At 71.6% G+C, this 18,191-nt stretch carries 11 protein-coding genes; 9 read left to right on the forward strand and 2 right to left on the reverse strand.

The window, feature by feature from the left end; translation table 11 throughout:
* From Mam01_RS11520 to Mam01_RS11555, 8 genes are all read left to right on the forward strand, one after another.
* Window positions 1-4,404 (forward strand): DUF6603 domain-containing protein, encoded by a 4,404-nt coding sequence (locus tag Mam01_RS11520; protein WP_204285356.1) that lies wholly within the window; start codon window positions 1-3, stop codon window positions 4,402-4,404.
* Window positions 4,397-6,151: a hypothetical protein gene (locus Mam01_RS11525; protein ID WP_204285357.1), complete on the forward strand. Its 1,755-nt coding sequence runs from the start codon at window positions 4,397-4,399 to the stop codon at window positions 6,149-6,151. Before Mam01_RS11520 ends, Mam01_RS11525 begins: the two co-directional genes overlap by 8 nt.
* Before the next feature lie 125 nt (window positions 6,152-6,276).
* A complete protein-coding gene (locus tag Mam01_RS11530; RefSeq protein WP_204285358.1) occupies window positions 6,277-8,472 on the forward strand; it encodes an alpha/beta hydrolase in 2,196 nt (731 codons plus the stop codon).
* Window positions 8,473-8,636: 164 nt separating this feature from the next.
* Window positions 8,637-9,584, forward strand: a complete 948-nt coding sequence (gene speB, locus Mam01_RS11535) for an agmatinase (protein WP_150931846.1) — start codon at window positions 8,637-8,639, stop codon at window positions 9,582-9,584.
* Window positions 9,581-11,224 (forward strand): N,N-dimethylformamidase beta subunit family domain-containing protein, encoded by a 1,644-nt coding sequence (locus Mam01_RS11540; protein WP_204285359.1) that lies wholly within the window; start codon window positions 9,581-9,583, stop codon window positions 11,222-11,224. Before speB ends, Mam01_RS11540 begins: the two co-directional genes overlap by 4 nt.
* Window positions 11,221-11,601, forward strand: coding sequence for a cupin domain-containing protein (locus Mam01_RS11545; RefSeq protein ID WP_204285360.1), 381 nt, complete (start codon window positions 11,221-11,223; stop codon window positions 11,599-11,601). The genes Mam01_RS11540 and Mam01_RS11545 overlap by 4 nt, the downstream gene beginning before the upstream one ends.
* A gap of 101 nt (window positions 11,602-11,702) precedes the next feature.
* The gene (locus tag Mam01_RS11550; protein WP_204285361.1) at window positions 11,703-13,205 is read left to right on the forward strand and encodes an APC family permease; all 1,503 of its coding nucleotides are present in this window, start codon (window positions 11,703-11,705) and stop codon (window positions 13,203-13,205) included.
* A complete protein-coding gene (locus Mam01_RS11555) occupies window positions 13,198-15,747 on the forward strand; it encodes a CehA/McbA family metallohydrolase (RefSeq protein WP_204285362.1) in 2,550 nt (849 codons plus the stop codon). The genes Mam01_RS11550 and Mam01_RS11555 overlap by 8 nt, the downstream gene beginning before the upstream one ends.
* A gap of 141 nt (window positions 15,748-15,888) precedes the next feature.
* Here the strand turns inward: Mam01_RS11555 and Mam01_RS11560 are convergent, their stop codons facing one another.
* Both Mam01_RS11560 and Mam01_RS11565 read right to left on the reverse strand, forming a co-directional pair.
* A complete protein-coding gene (locus Mam01_RS11560) occupies window positions 15,889-16,227 on the reverse strand; it encodes a YciI family protein (protein ID WP_204285363.1) in 339 nt (112 codons plus the stop codon).
* Window positions 16,228-16,236: 9 nt separating this feature from the next.
* Window positions 16,237-16,680 (reverse strand): VOC family protein, encoded by a 444-nt coding sequence (locus Mam01_RS11565; protein WP_204285364.1) that lies wholly within the window; start codon window positions 16,678-16,680, stop codon window positions 16,237-16,239.
* Window positions 16,681-17,018: 338 nt separating this feature from the next.
* Here Mam01_RS11565 and Mam01_RS37315 point away from each other — a divergent pair.
* A partial coding sequence (locus Mam01_RS37315; protein WP_204285365.1) for a DUF222 domain-containing protein occupies window positions 17,019-18,191 on the forward strand: 1,173 nt, incomplete at its 3' end.

Consider the following 18,191-nt stretch of genomic DNA (forward strand, 5'->3'; position numbering starts at 1 on the left):
ATGACTCCCGACGAACTCCGCGCACGGATACCCGAGGGCCCGCGTCTCGACCTGGCGCTGGACACGCTCGGCTCGGCGGACCTGACCGCGCTCTTCGGCAGGTTCCTGCCGGACGGCCGCCTCGTCCTCGACCCGGTCGGGGAGAGGCGGCACACCGGCCTCGGGGTGACCGTGACCGGCACCGGCGCCGCCGGGCCGTTCACCGGGATGTCGGTCACCGCCGAGTTCGCCGTGTCGGGCGAGCTCCCGGCGCTGCGGCTGACCGCGACCGCCGGCCGGTCCTGGCGGTTCGGCACCGCCTTCCCCGTGCTGGCCAGCACCTACTTCGACGACCTGATGATCGACGAGCCGGCCTTCGTGCTCGACTGGGGACCGGACATCGTGGCCGCGGCTCCCGACCCCGCCGACGTGCTGATGTCGTTCTCGGGCACGCTGGTGATCGACGCGGCGACGGCGCTGCTGGACCTGCTCATGCCCGGCGTCGGCCCGCACAGGCTGGTGGGGTCGATCGACACGACGTCGCTGCCCGCCCTCCAGGGCCTGCCCGCCTCGACCGTGCCCATCATCGTGATCTCGGGCCCGGACGGCGCGCGGCTGGACCTCGGCGGCATGCTCTCGGTGTCGTCCCTGCGCTACCAGCTCACCGCGATGCCGCAGTTCAACTACGAGATGGCGGCCCTCGACGTCATCGCCGAGGTGACGTTCGAGGGTCTGGTGACGCCCACGAACGCTTCGCTGGGTCCCGTGCTCATCCACGCGAGGACGCGGGGTCTCGGGTCGGGGCTCACCCTGAACGCGCAGTTCGAAGGCCCGGCCGACGACGGCAAGCCGACCGGCGACGGAGACCGCGGGCTGCCGCTGTCCCTCGCCGTCATCAAGACGATCATGGGGAATCCGTCCCTGGCGGTGCCGGCCGGTCTCGGCGACAGCTCGCCGGTCCGGCTGACCGGAATCACCGCCCGGGTGACCACCGACCCGGCCTTCGGCCTCGACTTCGTCTCCTTCGCCCTGCAGGCGGACGTCGACTGGCCCATCGTGCCCGGCCTGCTCACCCTGCAGGCGATCGACCTGTCCGTCGGGTTCACCGGCATCGTGTCCGGGAGCAGGAGGACGACGGGGGCGGTCTCCGGGCTGCTCGCCGTGGGCGACTCCGGCACGCTCGTGCTCACCGCCGACCTGTCGGGGGCGATGCTCTCCGGCGGCCTGCGCGAGGGCGATCCACCCCTCAAGATCGCCGAGGTCTACGAGCACTTCGCGGGGCACCCGGCCGATCTGCCCGACCTGACGGTGCCGAAGTTCAACCTCCAGGTCGTCACCCCCGGCGCGGGACGCACCCTCGCCTACCACGGGGTCGTCGAGCTGCGCGACCTGTGGCACATCGGGCCGGTGGCGCTCACCGGCGTCTGGTTCGCCGTCGACCACGACGCCGCCGGCACCACGTTCAGGGCCAACGCCACGTTCGCCGTCCACACCGTGGACATCCTGGTCTCGGCGTCCTACGACCCCGTGACGGGCTGGACGTTCTCCGGAGAGTCCGGGTACGGGCAGCGCATCGCCGTCGGCGAGCTCGTCGAGGCCGTCGCGCGCGACCTCGGGGGCCCGCCGACCCTGCCGCGCCCCATCGCGGGACTCGTCGTCCAGAACCTGTCGGCCTCCTTCTCCACCGGATCCGACCGGCTCGTCCTCACCGCCGAGGCGAGCTTCCCCGTCGACACCGTCGAGGTGGACATCGCGGTCGGCATCGACACCGGCGGTGAAACAGGGGCCGGGAGATTCGACGGCAGCCTGACCGCCATCGCCGGCGACGACGCCTACGCGTTCGACGTGCACTTCGCGGAGGACCACGGCATCGGCCTGCTGGCCGCCAGCTACACGCACAGGACGACCGCCCCGCTTCCCGACCTGCGCACCCTTCTGTCCGGCCTGGCCCCCACCGCCGCCGCGTTCATCCCCTCCGGCGTCACCGTCGACGTCGAGGACGTCGTCTTCGGCGCGGGCGGCGCCTACGTCTTCAGCGTCGACCTCGTGGCGACCGTCGACCTGTCGGGCCTGCCGCTGGTCGGGCCCCACCTGATGGGCGACCGGAGGATGGGCTTCGACCCGCTGCGGATCGTCGCCGCCACCGGCACGCTGCCCGCCGCCGACGTCACCGCCCTGAACGGCCTGCTCCCTCCGGGCGTCACCCCCTTCCCGGCCCGCGACATGGCCGCCGGGTTCGCCCTCGACGGCACCCTCCTGCTCGGCCCGCTGGAGAGCCCGGTCGTCCTCCCCGTCGGCGACGGCGCCCCGGCCCCCGTCATCCCCGACCCGCCCAAGGCGCAGAGCCCAGGGGGTCAGAACGCCGTCTGGTACGCCGTGCAGCGCGGCCTCGGCCCGGTCCACGTCGAACGGGTCGGTCTCGCGTACCAGCACGAACCGAACAAGCCGCCCGTGCTGGCGGTCCTGGTCGACGGCACGGTCAGCGTCGGCGGGCTGGCCCTGTCCCTGGACGGGCTCCAGGCGGCGGTGCCGCTCAGCCTGCCGGTCCAGCCGCCGTCCTTCGACCTCAAGGGCGTCGGGGTGTCCTACTCCGAAGGGCCGGTCAGCGTCTCCGGCGCCTTCCTGAAGGGCGAGCTCGTCTACCAGGGGGTCACCTACCCGGCGTACGGCGGGCGCGCCTCGATCAGCACCGAGGAGCTGACCCTCGGCGCGATCGGCTCCTACGCCCAGCTGCCCTCGGGCCCGTCGCTGTTCGTCTACGCCGTGCTCGACCACGCCTTCGGCGGGCCGCCGTTCTTCTCCGTCACGGGCCTGGCCGCCGGGTTCGGCTACAACCGGCGGCTGACCACCCCGCCGGTGACCGGGATCGCCTCCTTCCCGCTGGTCCAGGAGGCACTCGGCACCCGGGCGCCGGGATCGCTCGCGGCCGAGCTGCAGGCGCTGGATCCATTCATCACGCCGTCGGAGGGCGACGGGTTCGTCGCGGCCGGGATCCGGTTCAGCACGTTCGAGATGATCGACTCGTTCCTGCTGGCCACCGTGTCGTTCGGCGGGCGGTTCGAGGTCGACGTGCTCGGGCTGTCCACGCTGGTGCTGCCCGTGCCCGACGACACCCGGGCGGGGGCCACGCCGATCGCGGAACTGCAGCTCGCGCTGAAGGCGACGTTCGCGCCGAGCGACGGGTTCTTCTCGCTGGTCGCCCAGCTCACCCCCAACTCGTTCCTGCTGTCGCGGGCCTGCCACCTGACCGGCGGCCTGGCGTTCACGAGCTGGTTCGACGGCCCGCACAGCGGCGACTTCGTGCTCACCGTCGGCGGCTACCACCCGCAGTACGGCAGACCCGCCCACTACCCGGCCGTACCGCGAGTCGGGTTCTCCTGGCAGGTCAGCGACCGGCTGTCGATGCGGGGCGCCGCCTACTACGCGCTCACCCCGTCGGCGCTGATGGCCGGGGGGTCGATCTCGGTCACCTACCAGGACGGCGACCTGCGCGCCTGGTTCGACGCCTCGATGGACTTCCTCATCGCCTGGCAGCCCTACCACTACGACGCGCGGTTCCGGGTCAGCGTCGGGGCGTCCTACACCTTCAGCTTCTTCGGCAGGCACACGGTCAACGCCCACGTCGACGCCGACGTCCACCTGTGGGGGCCGGAGTTCGCCGGCACCGCGCGGGTCGACATCAAGGTGATCTCCTTCACCATCCCCTTCGGCGCGAGCACCCAGACGACCGGCACCACGATCCCGTGGGACCGGGTCAAGGCCACCCTGCTCCCCGCCGACCGGGTGTCGGTCGCGGTGCGGAGCGGGGCCACCGCCATGGGAACGGGCGCCGACCTCGGGGTCGTCGACCCGGCCACGCTGGAACTGGTCACCGACTCGGTGATCCCGTCCACCACCGGCCAGGCGGGCGCCACGACGCTGCCCCGCGCGGGCGGCGCCTTCGGCGTCGCGCCGTCGGGCATCACCGGCGGCGTCACCTCGACCCACCGCATCCGGATCTCGCGGAACGGGGTGAGCGCCGAGGGCGACTTCGTGTTCCGCCCGATCACCAAGGCCCTGCCCTCGGCGCTGTGGGGCACGGACCCGGCCGTCACCGTCCACCGCCCGGAGCTGACCGCTCCGTTGCTGACCGGCTACGTGGTCGCCCCCGCGCCGCACCGGGACGCCGCCTCGGTCACCCTGGCCCGCGCGGCGCTGACGGCCGGGACCGCGACGTACACCGAGCGCACCATCGCCTGGGCACCCGCCGACGACAACGTTCCCAGGAGCAGGGCCGACCGGATGGGGCAGGCGATCGTCGACCCGTCCGTGGCGGCGGTCCGCGCGGCCGTCGCCGGGGCGGTGCTCAAGGACCCCGAGATCTCCTTCGCCGGATTCGACTTCGCCGACTACGCCGAGACCCCCTTCCTGGACGGCCATGCCTGACCCCCTGCCTGACGACATCGTCCTCATCGACAGCCGCACGCCTGCGCTGGCGTCCGGCGACTACCGCCTCACGGTCGACCAGACGATCAGCCTGGACGGCTCCCCGGCCTCGCTCACCAAGACCTTCACGGTGGCGGGCGAACGGCTCGCGCTGCCGCCCTCGGGCGTCCGGGCGGTCTACCCGCCCGACGGCGCGACCGGTGACTACACCCAGACGCTGCCGCACGTCGTGCTCTCCGAGCCGACCCTGCCGTGGCAGCGGCAGCCGGGCGCCGGGACGACCGGGCCGTGGCTGCTGGTGCTGCTGTTCGCGGGCGACGAACGGCCCGAGCCGCACGTCGTGCAGGCCGGGACGCTCGGCCTCACCCTGGAGGGCGCGGAGAAGTCCGCCGACCCGGTGACCGTGATCGACGTGCCGGGAAGCCTGCTGACCTCGCTGCTGCCGGCCGCCGCGGATCTGCCCTACCTGGCGCACCTACGGTCCGGGGACGGCTCCGACGCGGCCGTGGTAATCGGCAACCGGCTGCCGCCCGCCGGTCAGCCCTGCGTCGCGCACCTGGTGTCCGTGGAAGGCAGGTTGCGGAACGGCACGCTCGTCCCCGGCCCGGCCGACCAGCCCGTGCGGCTGGTGTCGCTGGCGAGCTGGCGTTTCACCGTGCTCGACGCCGACCACTCCTTCGCCGCTCGGGTGCGCGACCTCGCGGCCGGCAGCGGCCCGTTCCGGCTGCCCGCGACCGGCGACCCGGCCGCCGACGCGTTCCTGTCCCGGGGGCTGGTCCCCGTACGGCACCGGCTGCGCGGCGGCGGCGCGACCGTCTCCTGGTACCGGGGGCCGTTCGCGTGCGGCCCGGCCGGCGGCGGCCCGCTCGCCGCGGATCCCCGGCCCGTGGTGCGCTCCGCCGACGGTCTGCTGCGTTACTTCAAGGCCGAGGGCATGCTCGACATCGGCTACGCCGCCGCGTGGCAGCTCGGGCGGCTGCTCGCGCTGCGGGACGACGGCGTGGCCACCGCCCTGCACACCTGGAAACGCCGCCGCGACCGGCCGGCCGGGGCGGGCGGGAACTATCCGCTGGACGTGCCCGCGGCCGTCGCGCCGCCGCCCGCCGTCGTCGGCTGGCTGGCCGATCTCGCCACGCTGATGCGGGTGCCGTTCACCTACCTGATCCCCGACGAGCGGCTGCTGCCGCCGGAGTCGATCCGGTTCGTGGACGTCGACGCCGAGTGGATCCGGTGCCTGGTGGACGGCGCGTACAGCATCGGCAGGATCACCCGCGCCGACGCCGAGCGGGACGCCGCGAGCGAACCGCCCGTCGGGACGCCCCGGCTGACCGGGGCGCTGATCCGCTCGTCGGTGGTGTCCGGCTATCCCGGCCTGCTGATCGACGGGTACGACGCCGGCGGCGCGGCGCTCCGGGTCGCCCGGCGCGAGACGGTGTCGCCGAACATCCTGCTGGTCCTGTTCGAGGGCGTCCTCGCCCGGCTCGACCTGCACCAGAGGCCCGAGGACCAGCACTTCGCGGTCCAGCCCGCCGGGCCGGGCAGGCTGACCCGCTCGCTGCGCGGGCCGGACGGCGAAGCGCTGGGCACCGGCGACCCGGTGCCCCTGGGCGCCTCGGGAACGGTGCCGGTCGCCCGGCTCGCGGCCGGAATGGCCCGCGTGCTGAACGTCCCGAGCGGGTTCGGCGCGGCCGCGTTCGCCCGCCAGATGCTGGAGACGGGAGAACGCGTCACGTTCCTCACACCCTGAGCCTGACCCCGTGAGCCACGGGGAGCGTCATTCCCGATTGATCTACCGATATGGCGCTTTATCAATTACCTTGACTTGATGAAAAGGTGATCGATAACACTGTCGGCGATTAAAGGGGTTTCGGAATGGCGTTATTCCGTCACGGCGGCGGGCGGCCCGGAAGAACGCGCCGGCTCCCGGTGGTGATCATCGCCGGGGTCATGGCGATCGCGGCAATGATCATCGCACCTCTGGTGCCCCTCTCCACGCCCGGGCCGGCCATGGCGGACACGCCGTGGCTGACCGTTTCGGACGACGGCTACCTGTCGATCAGCATCCCGGCGGCCTCCGTCGAGGCCAAGGTCGGCCAGGTGTCGGAGGTGATGGTCGAGGGGAACTTCGGCCCCTCCTCCGCCTGGGCGGAGTACGGCCTGACCCGCCGGGGCGACGTCTGGTGGGGGGCCCTCGGCCCGCTCAAGCCGGGCCTGTACTCCTACCAGGTCACGGGTGACATCACCAAGGGTCTCAAGGATCCGACGAATCCCACGGGCGTGGCCTCCCGGCCTCTGTGGAGCACGTTCCTCGTTCCGGGCGGCCCGGGGGACGACGCGCGCCTGCTGGTGGACCCGCCGCAGGGGCGGGGCGGCGAGGTGGAGACCCTGGCCTACCAGACCGGGAGGCAGAAGCGGTCGGCGCTGGTGTGGACCCCGCCCGGATATCCGGCCAAGGGCCGCGGGCCGTACCCGGTGCTGTACCTGCGGTCCGGTGCCGGGCAGAGCGCGAGCGACTGGCTCGACCTCGGCCGGGCGAGGCAGATCCTCGACAACCTGTCGGTCCGGGGCTCCGTCGAGCCGATGGTGGTCGTGATCACCGACGGATCGGACGACGACAAGGAGGTGAAGGACCTCCGCAAGGCGGTCGCGGACGCCTACCGCGTCCGTCACGACCGGGAGCACCAGGCGATCGCCGGTGTGGCCGAAGGCGGGACGCGGGCGCTGCGCGCCGCTCTGACCAAGCCGGGCGACTTCGCCTACGCCGGCTCGTTCTCGGGCCTGCCGGCGGGCGGCGCTCTTTCGGGCGGCGCCGGCCGGGACCTCAGGCTGCTGCGTCTGTACACCGGGAACGTGACCGATCCCGCCTACAACGCCACCGTCCGCCTCACCAGGGCGCTGGACCGCGCCGGGATCAGGTACGAGTTCGACGGGGTCAACCCCGACGCCGGGGCGAACTGGACCGCCTGGCGGGAGAACCTGATCGACTTCCTGCCGCGGCTGTTCCGCACGGTGCGGGATCACGGCCCGAGCGCCGGTCACGGGCGGTTGAAGGGCGAGTTCCACCCGCCCGCGCCCGGCACGACGCCGACGCCGTTCCTGAGCGAGGGCGGCTTCGTCACCTTCGAGACCACGACGGACTTCACGGACGCCAAGCACGTCACGGTGTGGGCGAACGACGCTCCGGGCGGAAGCTGGCTGCGCGTTCCGATGTCCCGTGACGGCGACCGGTGGCGGGTCACCGTGGGCCCGCTGGACCCCTGGTTCTACTACTACCAGTGGATCGTGGACGGGGTTTCGGTCAAGGACACGTCGAACCCGTCGAAGGTGACCTCCGAGCCGAACTGGAGCCACTTCCTCGTCCCGGGGGAGAGGTCACGCCTCCTGTCGGACGTGCCCGCGGGCCGGGGCGGAAAGGTCGAGAGCCTGACGTACCCGAGCACCGTGGCGAACCAGGACCGGACCGCGCTGGTGTGGACCCCGCCCGGATACGACCCCCGTCGGGCGGAGCCGTATCCCGTCCTCTACCTCCAGCACGGCAGCGGCCAGAGCTACACCGACTGGGTCGAGATGGGACGCGCCAAGCAGATCCTCGACCACGAGTTCCTGGACGGGAAACTCGTGCCGATGGTGGTCGTGATGGGCAACGGCAACGTGCCCGACTTCACCAAGGAGCTTCTCGACAACATCGTCCCGGCGGCCCGCGCCCGCTACAACGTCTCCGGCGACCCGTCACGGCAGGCCCTCGCCGGTCTCTCGATGGGCGGGGTGCAGACGCTCGGGGTGCTCAAGGCGTACCCGGGCCGGTTCGCCTACGTCGCGGCGTTCTCGGCCTGGTTCGGCAGCGGCGACGGCGTCGACGCGGAGGCGATCAACAAGGGGACGAAGATGCTGCGCCTGTACGTCGGCGACCAGACCGACTTCGTGCAGCCGTTCTTCCTGTCGTCCCTGCCCGTCCTGGACGGCCTCGGCATCCACTACGAGTACGACGGGGTGACCCCCGGGCCGCACGGCTGGGACGTGTGGCAGAAGAACCTCACCGACCTGGCGCCGCGCCTGTTCAAACGCTGACCCTGTTCAAACGCTGACGCGCGGCCCACACGGTTTGTGGCCGTCCACAAACCATCGTCAATCTTCCGTCGCCACACCAATTGCCGGTCCTTTCGCTCCTGCTGCAGACTTGCCGATCCATAGCCCCTGAACTGGGGCTTCGCAGCGGAGTGAAAGGATCGGGTATGACCGTGCCCCGGGGGCCCGCCGACTCGTCCCGAGTCCCGCGATTCGCCGGACCGGCCACCTTCGCGCGGCTGCCGCGCCTGGACGAGGTCGGTCACGCGGACGTCGCGGTGGTGGGTGTGCCGTTCGACAGCGGGGTCTCCTACCGCCCCGGCGCCCGCTTCGGCCCCTCGGCCGTCCGCGAGGCCAGCCGCCTGCTCCGGCCGTACCACCCGGGCCTGGACGTCTCGCCGTTCGCGGCGATGCAGGTGGCCGACGCGGGGGACATCGCGTGCAACCCCTTCGACATCCGCGAGGCCGTCGAGACGATCGACGAGGCGGCGTCCGGGCTCATGGAGGGCGGCACCCGGCTCGTCACGGTCGGCGGCGACCACACGATCGCGCTGCCGCTGCTGCGCGCCGCCGCCCGGCGGCACGGCCCGGTCGCGCTGCTGCACTTCGACGCCCACCTCGACACCTGGGACACCTATTTCGGGGCCGAGTACACGCACGGCACGCCGTTCCGGCGGGCGGTCGAGGAGGGCATCCTCGACACCGAGGCGGTCTGCCACGTCGGCACCCGCGGCCCGCTGTACGGCAAGAAGGACCTCGAGGACGACCGGCGCCTCGGCTTCGGCATCGTGACCAGCGCCGACGTGATGCGCCGGGGCGTGGACGAGGTGGCCGGCGCGCTGCGGGAGCGCATCGGCGGCCGCCCGCTCTACATCTCGGTCGACATCGACGTGCTCGACCCGGCGCACGCGCCCGGCACCGGCACCCCGGAGGCCGGGGGCCTGACCAGCCGGGAACTGCTGGAGATCCTGCGCGGCCTGACCGGGTGCGACATCGTCGGCGCCGACGTGGTCGAGGTCTCCCCGGCCTACGACCACGCCGAGATCACCTCGGTCGCGGCCTCCCACGTGGCGTACGACCTGATCAGCCTGCTCGCACTCAAGGAGGAACGGTGAGCGACGCGATCGCGGCGACGGGTCTTCCCGCCGCCTTCGCCTGGTCCCCGAAGGGCTGGCCCTCGGAGCGTGCGTTCGCCACGCCGGAGGCGGCCGAGGTGTGGTGTTACACCGACCGGTTCTCGTACTTCCCCGGCGAGACCGTCCGCTTCCACCTCAGCGCGAGCGTCCCGTCCTTCGACCTGGAAGTGGTCCGCGACGGGCTGGAGCCGAGCGTGGTGTGGTCGCGTAGCGGGCTGTCGGCCGGCCGGCACGAGGCGCCCGCCGACGCCCACGCCGCCGGCTGCGGTTGGCCGGTGGGGCTGGAGCTGGAGATCCCGGACGACTGGCGGAGCGGCTTCTACATCGTCACCGTGCGCGCGGTCACGCCGTCCGGCGAGCTGTGGGAGCGCGAGCACTTCTTCGTCGTCAGGGCCCCGGCCGAGCGGCGCGCCCGCGCCGCGCTCGTGCTGACCACCAGCACGATGCTGGCCTACAACGACTGGGGCGGCGCCAACCACTACCGTGGCCTGGGCGACGACCCCCGTTCCGACAACGGGTCGCCGCTGGCCTCGACGCTGCGTCCGATCGCCCGGGGGATGATCCGCAAGCCCGCGGGCGCGCCGCGGGAGGCCAACCCCGGCACGCTGCCGATGCACGGCGCCCCCCGCTACCCGTCGTACGAGTGGGCGCGCCTGTTCGGCTACAGCCGCCACCACGCCGACTCCTTCTGGGCGACGTACGAACGGCACTTCGTGGTGTGGGCCGAGCGTCACGGGTACGAGATCGACTACCTGACCCAGCACGACCTGCACTTCGACCCCCACGCGCTGGACGGGTACTCCTGCGCCGTCGTGGTGGGACACGACGAGTACTGGTCGTGGCGGATGCGCGACACGGTCGACGCGTTCGTCGACGGCGGCGGCAAGCTGGCCAGGTTCGGCGGCAACTACCAGTGGCAGGTGCGGCTCAGCGACGACGGGAGCACGCAGTACTGCTACCGCCTGCCGTCGCTCGACCCCGAGGCCGCCGCGACGCCGCACCTCGCCACCACGGTGTGGGAGGCGAAGTCGGTCGGCCGGCCGGGCGCCACCACCATCGGGCTCAACGGCCTCGGCGGGATCTACAACCGCTACGGGGTCGCCGCGCCCCGCTCGTCCGGAGGCTTCACGGTCTACCGGCCGCACCACTGGGCGCTGGAGGGCACCGACCTCTACTACGGCGACCTGCTGGGCGGGCCCCCGTCGTTCCTCGCGGCCTTCGAACTCGACTCGGTCGAGTACACGTTCCGGCGCGGGCTGCCGTACCCGACGTTCGAGGACGGCGCCCCGGAGACGCTGGAGATCCTGGCCCTCGCGCCGGCCGTACGCGGGGAGGAGGACCGCTTCGGCGGCAGGGTGCCGATCGGCGGGCCGGAGGAGGAGGTCTACAACTACAACGCGGACCTCGGTGACGACCTGCCCGACTATGTGCACGAGGGGGAGATGCGGGGCGCCGGGATGATCGCCGCGTTCACCCGCGGGGACGGCGAGGTCTTCAACGGCGGCACCACCGAGTGGTCGCACGTGCTCAGCCTGGGCGACCCCTTCGTCGAGCGCATCACGCACAACGTCCTGCGCCGCTTCGGCCTGCGCAGTCACTTCGAGGGGGCCGCATCGTGAAGGACCAGCACGCCCCGGCGGGCATCGACGCCGTCCGGGTCGTCTCCGCCGGGAACGGCGAGCGTTTCGTGCCCCCGCTGAGCGACTACCATGTGCTGTCCGCCGAGTGGACGGAGGCGGAGTTCCGCGTCTTCGGCGGCGCCGCGACCGCGTTCACCGGCGGTTACTGGACGGGCGAGCCCGGCTCCGTACGGTTCGACTCCTGGCCCTACGACGAGATCTGCTTCATCATCAAGGGCCGCGTCGCCGTGCAGGACGACTCCGGCCGGCGCAAGGAGTTCGGCCCGGGGGAGTCGTTCCACATCCCCCAGGGCTTCCGCGGCGACTGGATCACCCTGGAGCCGAGCGAGAAGGTCTTCGTCGCGGTCAGCCGCTGAGTCCCCCTTCCCGCCTCCGGGGCCCACCCGCTTCTCCTCCCCACCTGCCTTCTCCTCCCTACCTGCCTTCTCTTCCCAGCCCGCAGTAAGGAGCCCCCACCATGCCCGGTCGTCCTCCCGACAGTTCCGCGAACGCCCCCGTCTCCCAGGCCGGCTCCCTGGCCGGCAACGCCATGGGGACCAAGGACCTCGTCTTCACGGTCCTCGCCGCGCTGGCGCCGCTGACGCTCATCGTCGCGGTCGCCCCCCTGCACTTCCTCAAGGGCGGCGCCGCCGTCCCCGGCGGCTACCTGGTCGCCGGGGTGGTCATGGCGCTGTTCGCCGTCGGTTTCATGACCATGAGCCGGTACGTCCGCAACGCCGGGGCCTTCTACGCCACCGTCTCGCGCGGCCTGGGCAAGCCGGCGGGGTCGGGCGCGGCCATGCTCGCCGTCGTCGCCTACAACGCCCTGCAGATCAGCACGTACGGCGCGCTCGGCGTCTACGCCACCGAGACGTTCGCGAACTACTTCCACCGCGACGTGCCGTGGTGGGTGTTCGCGATCGTCAGCCTGGTCTTCGTGGGATGGCTCGGCTACCGGGGCATCCACACGAGCGCCCGGATCCTCGGGGTGCTGCTGGTGCTGGAGACGGCCGTGCTCGTCGTGCTGGCGGTCTACGTCCTGGTGAAGGGCGGCGCCGGGGGCTGGTCCGCCGAGCCGTTCGCCCCCACGAGGGTGTTCGATCCGGGCAACGGAGCGATGTTCGCCCTGGTCGCCGGGGCGTTCATGGGCTTCGAGGCCACCGCCATCTTCAGCGAGGAGGCGCGGGGCGGCATCCGGACGGTCCGCCGGGCCACCTACATCGCGGTCGGGTTCATCGCCGTCTTCTACGCCTTCATCACCTGGGTCGTCGTGATGGCGTACGGCGTCGACAAGATCGCGGCCGCGGCCGAGGCAGACCCGGTCAATCTCGTCGTCGCCGTCTTCGACAGGTACGTGCCCGCCCCGATCACCGAGGTGATGCACATCCTGCTGCTGACCAGCGCCTTCGCCGCGCTGCTCGCACTGCACAACGCGGCCAACCGCTACTTCTACGCGATGGGACGCGAGGGGCTGCTGCCCCGCCCCCTGGGCCGCACCCACCCGCGGACCAAGGCCCCGTGGACGGCCGGGCTCGTGCAGACCGTGCTGGCGGCCGCGGCGATCGTCGTGTTCGCGGTCTTCGGGATCGACCCCTACCTGGGGCTGCTGCTGTGGGGCAGCGCCCTCGGGTTCCTCGGGATCATCTGCCTGTGGGCGCTGTGCTCCCTGGCGATCATCCGCTTCCTGCGCCGGGAGGCGCCCGAGGCCGGGATCTTCCGTACCACGATCGCGCCCGGGCTCAGCTTCGCCGCCCTGGCCGTGGTGCTCTTCCTCGTCCTGAGCAACCTGCCGCTGCTGACCGGCGCCGGCACCGCCACGAACGTCCTGATCGTCGGTCTGGGCGTGGCCGCCATCGTGGCCGGCGTGGTCAGGGCCCTCTACCTGCGGGCCCGCGCACCCCGGCTCTACGCCGGGCTGGCCCAGACGTCCGTCGACGAGCCGCCCGCCGGGCGGAGGGAGCCTGTCACCGGAAATGCCTGATCACGACACATCATCGGCGGGCCGGGACTACCGCCCGCTCGATCTCGCCGGGGTGTTCAACGTGCCCCGTTCGGTCCTCGACGACGGCGACTCCTATCCGCTCGGGGCGCGCACGCTCTACGGCCTGCCGTTCCTCTTCGGCGACGACCTCTTCGGCGGCGAACGGGACGCCGGGGCGGTCCTGCTCCGCGTCGGCGGCCCGCACCCGGCGACGGTCACCATCCCGGTCGGCCGCGCGTTCACCTGGATGGTGGTCGCCCACGCCCTGGAGTCCCCGGACCTGTTCGACGGGCAGGCGGTCGGCGAGACCTGCGGCCACTACACCCTCCTCTACGACGACGGGAGCACCGAGCGGCTGCCGGTGCGTCAGCGTTTCGAGATCGGGCCCACGCCGCGGCTGTGGAGCGACCGCGCGATCCCGCTCGACTGGGGACAGACCCCGTTCCTGGCCGTCCCCGACGCCCAGCACCGGCTGATGCCGCGCGCCCACGGGCGTTTCGACGCCGCCGGAGCCCGGTTCGTCGACATCGACGACCCGCAGGCGCGATCGCCGTACGTGCTGCCCTACCGCTTCTACCTGTGGCCGTGCCGCAACCCCCGGCCCGGCCGGACGGTCCGCGCCCTGGAGATCAGGTCGGCGGGCCCGGCCATCCTCGTCGGCGCGGTGACCGTCAGCGACCTCGACGAGGACCCCTTCGGGCGTACGGTGTGGCGCGACGTCCTGCTCGACCTGGACCCCTCGGCGGGACCGATCGCGGAGGACCTGGCGGTGACCGTCGACCGGGGCTCGGCGACCTACGTCTACTCCCGTACGGCTGGTGCCGCCGAGGGCACACCAGCCTGGGGGACGCCCGTGGAGGAGCACCACCAGGGCTACGTACGGGTCGCGGCCACGCCCTCGGCGCGGCTGACGCTCACCCGCGGGGAGAACGTGATCAGCACCTGCGGGTGGGGCGAACTGCTCGCCGCCGGGCGGTGCGGCGACGGAGAGGTCACCTGGCGGGTCCCCGACGCCGGGCGGGCCTGGGTGCGCACCACGGTCAGGGACGCGGCCACGGGTGAGCCGATCCCATGCCGGATCCACTTCCGGTCCGCCGACGGCGTGCCCTACCCGCCGCACGGTCATCACGGGCACATCAACTCCGACGGCAACACCTGGAACCTCGACATCGGCGGGGACGTCCGCCTCGGCACCACGACGTACTCCTACATCGACGGCACGTGTGAGGGCTGGCTGCCTCTGGGGGAGGTCACGGTCGAGGCGGCTCGCGGGTTCGAGTACGAGCCGCTGCGCACCACGGTCACCATCCGGCCGGACCAGGCCGAGCTCGATCTGACGCTGACCCGGGTGACGGACATGGCCGCGGAGGGCTGGTACAGCGGTGACACCCACGTGCACTTCGTCTCGACCCTCGGAGCGGAGCTGGAGGCCCGCGGCGAGGACGTACGGGTGACGAACCTGCTGCTCAGCCAGTGGGGGCACCTTTTCACCAACACCGAGGAGTTCACCGGCCGCCCGCACACCTCCCACGACGGGCACACACACGTGTTCGCCGGCCAGGAGAACCGCAGCGGCATGCTCGGCCACATCAACCTGCTCGGCCTGCGCCGCCCGATCATGCCGTGGTGCACCGGCGGCGCCGAGGAGTCGGAACTCGGCGGCGGCCTGGAGACCACGCTGTCCCACTGGGCCGACGAGTGCCGCGAACAGGGCGGCACCGTCGTGCTGGCGCACTTCCCCGTACCCAACGGCGAGGCCGCCGCGCTGCTCGCCACCGGCCGGCTCGACGCCGTCGAGATGATCGCGTACGACCCGTACAACATCCAGGAGTACTACCGCTACCTCAACGCGGGTTACCGGATCACCCTGGTCGGCGGCACCGACAAGATGAGCAGCGAGGTGCCGATCGGCCTCATCCGCACGTACGCGCAGGTGCCGGCCGAGGAGGAGTTCGACTACTGGAGCTGGTGCCGGGCCGTCCGGCGGGGCGCCACCTTCGCCACCAGCGGCCCGCTCCTGTGGCTCGGCGTCGACGGCCGTCAGCCGGGCGAGGAGACCCGCGTGCCCGCGAGCGGCGCCGTCCGCGTTGACGCCCGCGTCGAGTCGATCTTCGACGTCGACCGGCTGGAGATCGTGGTCAACGGCCGGGTCGTCGCCGAGCGCAGGACCGAGACCCCCGGTCGCACGCTGGACCTGACCGCGGACGTGCCCGTGACCGAGGACAGCTGGATCGCCGCGCGGTGCTACGGGCCGGGCGCCGGAGTCGCCCGCCACCACGACGTGTGGGCCAGGCCGATCATGGCGCACACGTCGCCGGTCTACGTGCGCACGGGCGAGGAGTACGCCCGGTCCGACGCGGCCACGATCGACCACATGCTGAACCTGGTCGACGGCTCGCTCGCGTACATCGACGAGCGCAGCAGGCGCCTGTGGCCCGGCCGGGTCTGCCATCGGCACGGCCAGGATGACCACCTGACCTTCCTCCGGGCCCCGTTCCTGCAGGCACGTGACCTGCTGCTGGAGCGCAAGGCGGCCATCTGAGGCGACGCGGCCCGGCTCTTCGGCCATCCTGCGGACGGCCTTCAGTTCTCCAACGTGAGAACGCGCCGGCCCTCGAAGAGCCGCCTGCCGCGAGATGTACGCCGGGATCGGACAGACGCTGATCGCCCTGGCGGGGATCGCTTACACGGGGAGGGCGTCTCCGGGGAAGCCGTGGCACGGGTGAACCTCGTAGCGCATCATGCCGGCTTGAACGCAGGGGTCCCCGGCCATGATCTCCGCGGCTTCTTCGGCCGGCACGGTCATGATCGCGACGCCGGCCACGGTGTCGGAGGCGACCGGGCACAGGATCGCGATCACCCCCTCGGCGCGCAGCGACACCATGCGTCGCTGGTGTTCGAGTTCGATCGCGTCCGCGCCGTCCGTGCCCCGCTCCGGCCCCCACTGAAGGAGCGCCAGGCTGTAGGGCTTCGCGGTCGAGGCCAGAGCCCGGATCTGTTCGTCGGTCACGGTCGTGCTCATGATGTCTCCTTATTTCTCGATGCGCTCGGCCAACGAGACGATGATTCCTTCGGGCCCGCGGACGTAGGCCATCCGCCACACGCCTTCGTATTCGCCGATGCCTCCCACCAGGCCGTAGCCGTCGGCTGCGGCCTGGCCGACCGCGGCGTGGAGGTCGTGCACCTCGAAGGCGACGTTGCGCAGGCCCAGCTCGTTGGCCGGCGCGGCAGGCGAACCCGGGAGGTGGTCCGGCCGCGTGAAGCTCGACAGCTCCAGCGTTGTACCTCCGCCGGGCGCTCGCAGCATGACGATCTCGGTGCGGGCGCCGGTCATGCCGATCACCGTGTCCAGGAACTCGCCTTCGACGACCATCTTCCGATCGGCCTCCAGACCAAGGCTGACGAAGAACGCCGTCACGGCACCGAGGTCGGCGACGGTGATGCCGACGTGGTCGAAGCGCCTGATGAATGTCATCGGATCCTCTCGGGGTTTCTTCAAGAGACTCTGAGAACGGTAGCACCCGAGGTTCCGTAAGGGAACCCCAATGGCTGGATCGCTGTCATCCGGCGAAGTTCCGGTCTTGCCACAGCCACAGCCACAGCCACAGCCACGGCCGCAGAGCCGAGCGGCCCGATTTTTATCTTTTGCGGCATTGGGCCCCAGCATTTGTGTTCTAGAAACATATGGCCGGGTCGCTTTCTGGCGATTGGGTGGATTTGCCTGTGACTCCAACAAATACCGGCACGGGGATGTTCGCGTCCGGTGGACGTGGCAGAATTAATACAGGCTTTCGAATCACTTGGAGGGGGTGCATGATGGATCTGTTTGGCCATGATTCCGAGCGCCTCTCTCGTTCGAACTATTCTGGTGACGGCGACTGGTGGGAGCGGCTCACCGCCAATTCGCCCCTTTGGTCTTCCGAAGGGGCGCTTGCCCGTGAATATATGCCGATCGCCCAGCCCAGAGTGCGAGAGCATGCGAGCCGATCCGATGAGTCGGCGACATCGTCCGTTTCTTCCCGCACATTTGCGGCTCCTGGCGGCATCGCGGGCGATGAGGAATCCACGCGTGATGAGGCAGCGAGCGATGCTTCTCCTGACGGCACTACTCCTGACGGCACTACTCCTGACGGCACTACTCCTGACGGCGCTGCTCCTGATGACGCCGGAATCGCCGACAGCGGCACCACTGCCGGCGTTCCAGGAGATGTGCCCAGTGATATTCCCGGCGAGGTTCCCGATGGTGCGTCCGACGGTGACACTGGCGCCGGCCGAGGTGATGCGGGCTGGAACATTGCGGGCTGGAACATTGCGGGCCGGAACAATGCTCGCCGTCGGCCTGCGGACCGGGATCGGGCTGCCGGTGGCGCGTCCGGTGATGTCTCTGGTGCCGCTGCCCGTGCCGCTTCTGGTGGTGCCTTCGGCGGTGATTCCGGCGGTGATTCCGGCGGTGCTACTAATGGTGCTTGCGGCGCGGGGTCGTCGTCGTGGGTGGCGGTGGCAGCGGTTGTCGAGGCGGCGCGGGTGGTGGCGTTGGTGCCGGTGCCGGAGGACTCGGGCGTGTGGCTGGCTGAGGCCGAGGAGTTGCTTGCGGCTCGTGACCGGATCACCAGCGCGTTGGCTGCCCGGGTGGGCCGGGTCCACCGAGCTGGGGAGGCGAAGAGCCATGGGCATGCCTCCACCAAGTTGTGGCTGCGTTCCGCTGGGGGGATGACCCCTGCGGGTGCCGGTCGCCTGCTGACGATGAGCATGGAACTGCACCGCCTGCACGAGGTGCGCCGCCTGTTCGCGGAGGGCGGCTTGCCCGAGGGCGTTGTGGAGGCGATCTGCACGGCCACTTCCGGGTTGACCGACGACCAGGCGACCACTGCCGAGGGGATCCTGCTGCAGTTGGCGAGATCGGCGGGTGCGGCGGAGGTGGCCAAGGCGGGGCGGTACCTGCGGGCGGTGCTGGACCCCGACGGGCATGAGAAGGATGAGCAGGCC

This window comes from Microbispora amethystogenes (genome assembly GCF_016863015.1).
In the GTDB taxonomy this organism is placed as follows: domain Bacteria; phylum Actinomycetota; class Actinomycetes; order Streptosporangiales; family Streptosporangiaceae; genus Microbispora; species Microbispora amethystogenes.